This window comes from Streptomyces sp. NPDC002785 (assembly GCF_040295565.1).
Classification (GTDB): Bacteria; Actinomycetota; Actinomycetes; order Streptomycetales; family Streptomycetaceae; genus Streptomyces.
The window spans coordinates 1-1,064 of record NZ_JBEOVN010000451.1 but is presented as its reverse complement, the minus strand read 5'-3'; the positions used below and the strand labels follow the sequence as shown (position 1 = coordinate 1,064).

Genomic DNA, 1,064 nt, shown 5'->3' with positions numbered 1-1,064 from the left:
ACCAGCGTCAGGTGAACTGGCAGTTCACCACCCACGACGCACGCATCAAACTGCGCCACCTCTACCCCAGAAATTAGCCGCGACAGTCTACTAGCGGCTCGGCGGCCACGCCACCGAGTCGTGGTGGAGACCGCTCCGGTCCGCCTCGTCCGCGTACTGCGCACACGCGTCGGTGAGCGTCTCCAGCAGCGTCAGCGGATCGGGCAGCGGGTTCTCCGGCCCCCGCACCCACTGCACATCCAGCTCACCGGGCAGTCTGGCCGGCGGCAGGAGTACGTAGCTGCCGCGGCAGTGCCACCGCAGTCCCGGATGCTCGTCCATGGTCTCGGGGTGGCAGTCCAGCTCGCACGGCCACCACTCGTCCTCGTCCTCGGGCGTACCGCGGGTGGCGGTGAAGAAGAGCATCCGGTCGTCGCCGGACCGGGCGACGGGGCCGACGTCGATTCCTGCGGCGAGGAGCCGCTCCAGTGCCTGGCTGCCCGCGGACAGCGGCACGTCGAGAACGTCGTGGATCATGCCGGTCGCAGTGATGAAGTTGGCCTGCGGCTGGCTGCCGGCCCAGCGCTCGATCTGGGCGCGGTCGGTGGTGGACTGTGTCTGCCAGGCGAAGGAGATGGGGTGCCGGGCGGGGGTGGGACAGCCGATGCGTTCACACGAACACCGGTAGCCGACCGGATGGGCGGCGGGCGCGATCGGCATTCCGGCTTCGGCGACAGCCAGGAGCAGCGCCTCCCGGGCGGTGTCGTCGACCTCGCTCTGCTGCGATTTGGGTCGGCGGCGAAGCCATTGGGAAATTTTGCTCTCTGAGCCGCGATAACGGCCGAAATCGGCGCCCATCTATCCCCTCACCTCTGCGTTGCCCAAGCCCATCGTCCCACCATCCTGCGCCTCGGGTGGCCAGAGTCCCGAAGCGGGGTACGAGGGACGACGCCGCGAGCTGGGCGCTATGCCACTCCTTGTCATGAAATGAGCGGTGCGTCTCAGGGGTGCGTAACGACCTCCCCCACGACAGGGAGCGGATCAGCGAGAGTCGCAGGGCGTCGGGAGCCCGCTCCCTGTCGTGC

The 1,064-nt window shown here is 68.6% G+C and carries 1 protein-coding gene; it reads right to left on the bottom strand.

What is annotated here, in order from left to right; genetic code table 11:
- Positions 1 to 90: 90 nt before the first annotated feature.
- Positions 91 to 837: a bifunctional DNA primase/polymerase gene (locus tag ABTZ94_RS37685; protein ID WP_351207998.1), complete on the bottom strand. Its 747-nt coding sequence runs from the start codon at positions 835 to 837 to the stop codon at positions 91 to 93.
- Between the last annotated feature and the right edge of the window lie 227 nt (positions 838 to 1,064).

Coding starts and splice junctions, on each gene's coding strand:
- ABTZ94_RS37685 (WP_351207998.1), bottom strand. CDS start 837: ATGGGCGCCGATTTCGGCCGTTATCGCGGCTCAGAGAGCAAAATTTCC.